The organism is Variovorax sp. GW531-E2, from assembly GCF_059423125.1.
The window spans coordinates 77,180-84,027 of the sequence record NZ_JBWKXQ010000024.1 but is presented as its reverse complement, the minus strand read 5'-3'; the positions used below and the strand labels follow the sequence as shown (position 1 = coordinate 84,027).

At 68.6% G+C, this 6,848-nt stretch carries 4 protein-coding genes; all 4 read right to left on the bottom strand.

The features are described 5' to 3' along the window. Positions 1-133: 133 nt before the first annotated feature. The gene (locus AC07XP_RS16050; protein WP_062477503.1) at positions 134-1,531 is read right to left on the bottom strand and encodes an NCS2 family permease; all 1,398 of its coding nucleotides are present in this window, start codon (positions 1,529-1,531) and stop codon (positions 134-136) included. Between the two features lie 76 nt (positions 1,532-1,607). Continuing rightward, positions 1,608-2,603, bottom strand: coding sequence for a LysR family transcriptional regulator (locus AC07XP_RS16045; protein WP_495265229.1), 996 nt, complete (start codon positions 2,601-2,603; stop codon positions 1,608-1,610). 94 nt (positions 2,604-2,697) lie between these two features. Next, positions 2,698-5,157, bottom strand: a complete 2,460-nt coding sequence (xdhB, locus tag AC07XP_RS16040) for a xanthine dehydrogenase molybdopterin binding subunit (protein ID WP_495265228.1) — start codon at positions 5,155-5,157, stop codon at positions 2,698-2,700. Between the two features lie 2 nt (positions 5,158-5,159). After that, positions 5,160-6,773 (bottom strand): xanthine dehydrogenase small subunit, encoded by a 1,614-nt coding sequence (gene xdhA / locus AC07XP_RS16035; RefSeq protein ID WP_495265227.1) that lies wholly within the window; start codon positions 6,771-6,773, stop codon positions 5,160-5,162. Positions 6,774-6,848: the final 75 nt, after the last annotated feature.

Below are 6,848 nucleotides of genomic sequence, written 5' to 3'. Positions count from 1 at the left end.
CGCTTGCAAGGCAGAAGCCTTGCTGCGCGCGGGCGCCTTGCATCCAGCCCCTTTGCCGGCCAACGCGGCACCAAAACACAGTGTTTACAGGCCCGGGCGTCCCCGCGACCATCGGCGCCCGACGGCGCGTCCTTCAGTGTCCGCCGATGTAGGCGAACTTGAACAGGAAGATCGCCGCGATCACCCACACCATCGCATGCACTTCCCGTGCCCGGCCGGTGCACAGCTTGAGCACGGCGTAGGTGATGAAGCCGAAGGCCAGGCCGTTGGCGATCGAGTAGGTGAAGGGCATGGCCAGCGCCGTGACGGCGGCCGGGATCACCTCGGTGGTGTCTTCCCAGTCGAGCTCGACCAGGTCGCGCAGCATCAGGCAGCCCACGAACAGCAGTGCCGGTGCGGTGGCGTAGGCCGGCACCGAGCCCGCCAGCGGCGAGATCATCAGGCAGGCCAGGAACAGCACCGCCACCACCACGGCCGTGAGACCGGTGCGGCCACCGGCTTGCACGCCGGCCGCGCTTTCCACATACGCCGTGGTGCTCGAGGTGCCCAGCAGCGAGCCCGCGAAGATCGCGCCGCTGTCGGCCAGCAGCGCCTTGTTCATGCGCTCCATCTTGCCCGGCACCAGCAGGCCGGCGCGCTTGGCCACGCCCATCAGCGTGCCGGTGGCGTCGAACATCTCGACCAGGAAGAACACCAGCACCACGTTCAGGATGCCGCCCTTGAGCGCGCTCAGGATGTCCAGTTGCATGAAGGTGGGCGCGATGGACGGCGGTGCGTCGAACACGCCGTGGAACTTGTTGCCGCCGAAGAAGAACGACAGCACCGTCACCGTGAGGATGCCGATCAGGATCGCGCCGCGCACCTTGAGCCGGTCGAGCGCCACGATCATGAGGAAGCCGATGGTCGCCAGGATCACGGGCGCCGAGTGCAGGTCGCCCAGCGTGACGAAGGTGGCCGGCGAAGCCGCGACCACGCCCGCGCTCTTGAGCGCGATGAGCGCCAGGAACATGCCGATGCCCACGGTAATCGCCGTTCGCAAGGACTGCGGTATGCCCGCGATGAACAGCTCCCGCAACCCGGTGACCGTCACGATCAGGAACAGACAGCCCGAGATGAACACCGCGCCCAGCGCGGTCTGCCACGTGTAGCCCATGCCGAGCACGACCACGTAGGCGAAATAGGCGTTCAGGCCCATGCCCGGCGCCATGGCGATCGGGTAGTTGGCGTACAGGCCCATGATCAGCGTGCCGATGGCCGCGATCAGGCAGGTGGCGACGAAGACCGCGCCCTTGGGCATGCCCGCGTCCCCGAGGATCGAGGGGTTCACGAAGATGATGTAGGCCATCGTCAGGAAGGTGGTCAGCCCTGCGATGACTTCGGTGCGCACGGTGGTGTTGTGCTCGGTCAGCTTGAAAAAGCGTTCCAGCAGACCGGCGTTGGCCGGTGCGGTGGCCGCACGCAACGGCGCCGCCTCGGTGGCCCCGGCGGCCCGGGGAGTGGTGGCCTTGGGCACCTCTTCATACCTGTTCATTTCGCTTGTCTCCAGCTGTTGTATGTGGCGGTTCGTTCATCGTTGCCTCGGTCGCGACGCCGGCGCGACGGAGGGCTCAGGGAGGATCGGAAAGCGGCTCAGCCGGCAGGGCTCGGGCAGTGACGGCAGGCGCGGCATCGAAGCCGGGCCGCAGCGACGCCGCCACGCCCTTGATGCATTCGCGCAGCCAGCGCGCGGAACTCGACGAATGGGTACGTTCGTGCCAGAGCTGGTAGTACATGAGGCGCGGCAGCGCGGCCGGGCACTCGAGAATCTTCACGGGCAGCCGTGCGGCAAAGCGCTCGCAGTACTGGCGCCCGGTGGTGAGCACGAGCAGGCTCGAGGCCACCATGTCCGGGATGAGGCTGAAGTGCGCGCAGCGCGCCGTGATGTTGCGCTGCCGGCCCAGCTCGTCGAGCATCTGGTCGATGATGCCGCGCCCGCCCGGGTGCATGGGCGTGGGCGCGATGTGCTCGGCCGCCAGCCAGGTTTCCAGGTCCCAGCCGCGGCGCACCGCCGGATGGTCCTGGTTGACCAGCGACACCACCTCGTCGCCGAAGAGGCGCGCCATGTGCAGGTCTTCCGGCGGCTTGAGCCAGTTGCCGATCACCAGGTCGACCTGCCCGAGCGCGAGGTGCCCGTGGTAGTCCGAATCGGGCGAGAGCGCATGGATCTCGATCTGGCACAGCGGCGCCTCGCGCTTGACCTGCGCCACCAGCATCGGCAGGAACAGCGGGTCCATGTAGTCGCTGGCCGCGATGCGGAAGGTCGTGGCCGCCGACTGCGGCTCGAAACCCCGCGCATCCGAGAACAGCATCTCGGCCGCTCGCAGGATGCTGGCCGCGGGCTCGATCATGCGCAGCCCCGCGTCGGTGGGCACCATGCCCGAGCCCGAACGCACCAGCAGCGGGTCGCCCGACAGCTCGCGCAGGCGCTTCAGCGCGGCCGAGACGGCCGGCTGGTACATGCCCAGGCGGATGGCGGCGCGCGAGACGCTGCGGTCGGTCAGCACGGTATGAAGCACCCGAATCAGATGAAGGTCGATCTTGTCGAAAAGCGCCTGGTCTCTCATGGCTGTTCACACCTTTCTTGTCTGTGCGAACAGTTATACAGCGCAGCATTTGGAGAACGGAAGGACGCTCGGACCGTGCGAGCACGGCCGGTGCTCATTCGCCAGAGGCTGCCTGCACCGCGGTCAGGGCGCGGAGGATGGATTCGCTCGTGGCCGGCGCCTTCAGCGGCGGATCGACCCGGTGCCCGCCCGCGGCCGACACGGCATCGCGGATCGCGAAGAACACCGAGAACGGCAGCAACAGCGGCGGTTCGCCCACGGCCTTGCTGCGGTGAATCGAGTCTTCGAAGTTCTGGCCCTCGAACAGGCGCACGTTGAACACCGGCGGGCAGTCGTTGGCCGTCGGGATCTTGTAGGTGCTCGGCGCGTGCGTGGTGAGCTTGCCGCTTTGCGGATGCCACACCAGCTCCTCGGTGGTGAGCCAGCCCATGCCCTGGATGAAGGCGCCCTCGACCTGGCCGATGTCCACGGCCGGGTTCAGCGACTTGCCCGCGTCGTGCAGGATGTCGGCGCGCAGCAGCTTCCATTCGCCGGTGAGCGTGTCGACCACCACTTCGCTCACCGCCGCGCCGTAGGCGTAGTAGTAGAACGGGCGGCCCTGCATCTTGTCCTTGTCCCAGCTCAGGCCGGGCGTGGCGTAGAAGCCGTCGGACCACAGCTGCTTGCGGTCGAGATACGCCTCGCCCACCACGGTGCTGAAGGCCAGCGTGCGGCCGTTCACCTCGACCTGGTCGTTGGCAAAGCGCACGTCGGCAGCGTTGCCGCCATGGCGCTCGGCGGCGCAGGCGGCCAGGCGTTCGCGGATCTGGCGGGCGGCGTCCTGCGCGGCCTTGCCGTTCAGGTCGGCACCGGTCGAGGCGGCCGTGGCCGAGGTGTTGGCCACCTTGGTCGTGTCGGTCGCGGTGACGCGCACGCGCTCGAAGCTCACGCCCAGCTCGTGCGCCACCACCTGCGCCACCTTGGTGTTCAGGCCCTGGCCCATCTCAGTGCCGCCATGGTTCACGAGGATCGAGCCGTCGGTGTACACATGCACCAGCGCGCCGGCCTGGTTGAAGTGCTTCACGTTGAACGAGATGCCGAACTTCAGCGGCGCCAGCGCCAGGCCGCGCTTGAGCACCGGGCTCTTGGCGTTGAAGGCGGCGATCTCTTCGCGGCGCAGGCGGTAGTCGCTGGTTTCTTCCAGCTCGGCCACGAGTTCGTGGACGATGTTGTCGGTCACGGTCTGGCGGTAGGGCGTGACGTTGTTCTCGCCCTTGCCGTAGAAGTTGACGCGCCGCACGTCGAGCGGGTCGCGCTTCAGTTCGCGCGCCACCGAGTCCATGATGTTCTCGATGGCGATGGCGCCCTGCGGGCCGCCGAAGCCGCGGAACGCGGTGTTGCTCTGCGTGTTGGTCTTGCCCGAGAAGCCGTGCATGCTCACGTTGGGCAGCCAGTAGGCGTTATCGAAGTGGCACAGCGCGCGCGTCATCACCGGGCCCGACAGGTCGGCCGAATGGCCGGCGCGCGACACCATCGTGATCTCGGCGCCGAGGATGCGGCCCTCGTCGTCGTAGCCCACCTCGTACTCGTACCAGAAGCAGTGGCGACGGCCGGTGATCATGAAGTCGTCGTCGCGGTCCAGCCGCAGCTTCACGGGGCGCTGCAGCTGGCGCGCCGCAATGGCCGCCACGCAGGCGAACAGCGCCGACTGCGATTCCTTGCCACCGAAGCCGCCGCCCATGCGTCGGCATTCCACATGCACTTCGTTCGAGGACAGGTGCAGCGCGTGCGCCACCAGGTGCTGCATCTCGCTCGGGTGCTGCGTCGAGCAGTGGATGTGCAGCGTGCCGCCCTCTTTCGGGATGGCGTAGCTGATCTGGCCTTCGAGGTAGAACTGCTCCTGCCCGCCGACGTCGAGCGTGGCGGTGTGGCGGTGCGGTGCCTTCGCGATGGCGGCGCGCACGGCGGCCTCGTCGCCTTCGTTGGCGGCCCCGCCGCTGCGCACGATGTGCATCGGCGGCACCACGTACTGGCCGCGCGCATGCGCGTCCTGCGGCGTGAGCACGGGCGGCTGCGCCTCGATGGTCAGCGCGTCCTTGGCCTTGGCGGCGGCGCGGCGCGCGGCATCGCGCGTTTCGGCGATCACGGCGAACACGGGCTGGCCGAGGTAGCGGATCTCGCCGCCGTCGTTCACGGGCAGCAGGATCGGGTCGTCGTGAATGATCGAGCCGCAGTCGTTGGTGCCGGGAATGTCGTCGGCGGTGAGCACCGTGACCACGCCGGGCATGGCGCGGATGGCGTCGAGCGACAGCGCCGTCACGCGGCCGTTGGCGACCGGCGACAGGCCCAGCGCGCAGTGCAGCGTGCCGGCGAGTTCGGGAATGTCGTCGATGTAGGTCGCCTCGCCGGCCACGTGCAGGTGCGCCGACTCGTGCGGGCGGCTGATGCCCACGCGCATGCCGCGGCCGTGGGCCAGCGCTTCGGCGCCCACGTCGATGCGGGCGGCGGTGTTCTTCAGGTAGTCGGCAAAGGCCTCGGCGGGCTGCAGCAGGCGGGCGTCGATGGGTTTGTTCATGGTCAGAGTCCTTCCGCCGCAACCTTGGCAACGACATGGGGCATCACGCTCCAGACGCTGGTTTCTTCGATGGACAGCGCGTCCTGCGTGCGGGTTTCGAGCCACAGGCGCTGGATCAGGTTCTGCGCCACCTGCAGGCGGTAGTCGGCCGAGGCCCGCATGTCGGAGAGCGGCTTGAAGTCTTGCGCCAGCGCCAGCTTGGCGGTGGCCACGCTGGCCTGCGTCCAGGGCTTGCCCACGAGCGCGGCTTCGGCGTTGGCGGCGCGCTTGACGGTGGCGGCCATGCCGCCGAAGGCCAGGCGCACGGCCTTCACCGTGTCGCTGCCGGCTTCCAATTCGATGGCGAAGCCCGCGCACAGCGCCGAGATGTCGCAGTCGAAGCGCTTGCTGATCTTGTAGGCGCGCACCTGGCGGCGCATGGCGGCCAGCGGCACGGCCAGGCCCTGCACGAACTCGCCGGGCTGCAGCTCGTTCTTCATGTAGTCGAGGTAGAACGCGGGCAGCGGCATGCGGCGCACGACGTCGCCGCGGCGCAGTTCGATCTCGGCATCCAGCGACATCAGCACCGGCGGCGAGTCGCCGATGGGCGAGCCGTTGGCGACGTTGCCGCCCATGGTGCCCGCGTGGCGGATCGGCGGCGAGGCAAAGCGCAGCCACACGTCGGCCAGGCTGGGTACGCGCTCGACCAGCGCGCCGAAGGCGGCTTCGAGCGAGGCGCCGGCGCCGATGTAGAGCTCGTCGGCGCGCTCTTCGACCGTCTTCATCTCGGCCACGTCGCCGACATAGATGATGTCGCCGAGGTCGCGGAACTGCTTGTTGACCCACAGGCCGACGTCGGTCGAGCCGGCCAGCAGCTGGGCGCGCGGCTTCTGCACGCGCAGCGCGGCGAGCTGTGCGATGGTCTTGGGGGCGTGGAAGTGGTCGATGCGGGCGCCGAGCGGGGCCGCGTAGTCCAGGCCGTCGTTCTTCAGCGCGGTGAGCGCGGCCACCACGGGGGCAGTGTCCAGGCGCACGGCCGGCAGATCGAACATGCGCTGGCCGGCGTCGAGGATCGGGCGGTAGCCGGTGCAGCGGCACAGGTTGCCCGACAGGTCGTCGGCCAGCTGCTGGCGCGTGGGCTGCGTGCCCTCGGCCTGGTGGTGTTCGTAGGTGGCCCACAGCGACATCACGAAGCCCGGCGTGCAGAAGCCGCACTGCGAGCCGTGGCAGTCGACCATGGCCTGCTGCACAGGGTGCAGCGGGTGAACGGCGTGCTTGGCCGGGGCTTCGGCCTTGGGCTTGCACTGCGACGCGCACTGGCCCTTGAGGTCTTCGACCGTGAACAGCGCCTTGCCGTGCAGCGTGGGCAAAAACTGGATGCAGGCGTTGACGGTCTGCAACTGCAGGCCGTCGACTGCGCCGGGCGCGTGGGCGTCGGTGGCCAGCTCGCCGATGACGACGGTGCAGGCGCCGCAGTCGCCTTCGTTGCAGCCTTCCTTGGTGCCGGTGCAGCGCGCGTCCTCGCGCAGCCAGTCGAGCACCGAGCGGGTCGGATGGACCCCGCTGACGTCGACGATCTTTCCGCGATGGAAGAAGCGGATCGGTTGAATCGGATTGCTGCTGCTCTCGGTGCTCATGCTTTTTCAGGCTCGTGGGCGGCCCGTCGTGGGCCAGTCATGGACGTTAGCGGCTTGCGTGGGGTCTTGCATACG

Excerpts from the sequence above, each read along its gene's own strand:
- AC07XP_RS16050 (WP_062477503.1), bottom strand. The coding sequence starts at position 1,531 with ATGAACAGGTATGAAGAGGTGCCCAAGGCCACCACTCCCCGGGCCGCC.
- AC07XP_RS16045 (WP_495265229.1), bottom strand. The coding sequence starts at position 2,603 with ATGAGAGACCAGGCGCTTTTCGACAAGATCGACCTTCATCTGATTCGG.
- xdhB (WP_495265228.1), bottom strand. The coding sequence starts at position 5,157 with ATGAACAAACCCATCGACGCCCGCCTGCTGCAGCCCGCCGAGGCCTTT.
- xdhA (WP_495265227.1), bottom strand. The coding sequence starts at position 6,773 with ATGAGCACCGAGAGCAGCAGCAATCCGATTCAACCGATCCGCTTCTTC.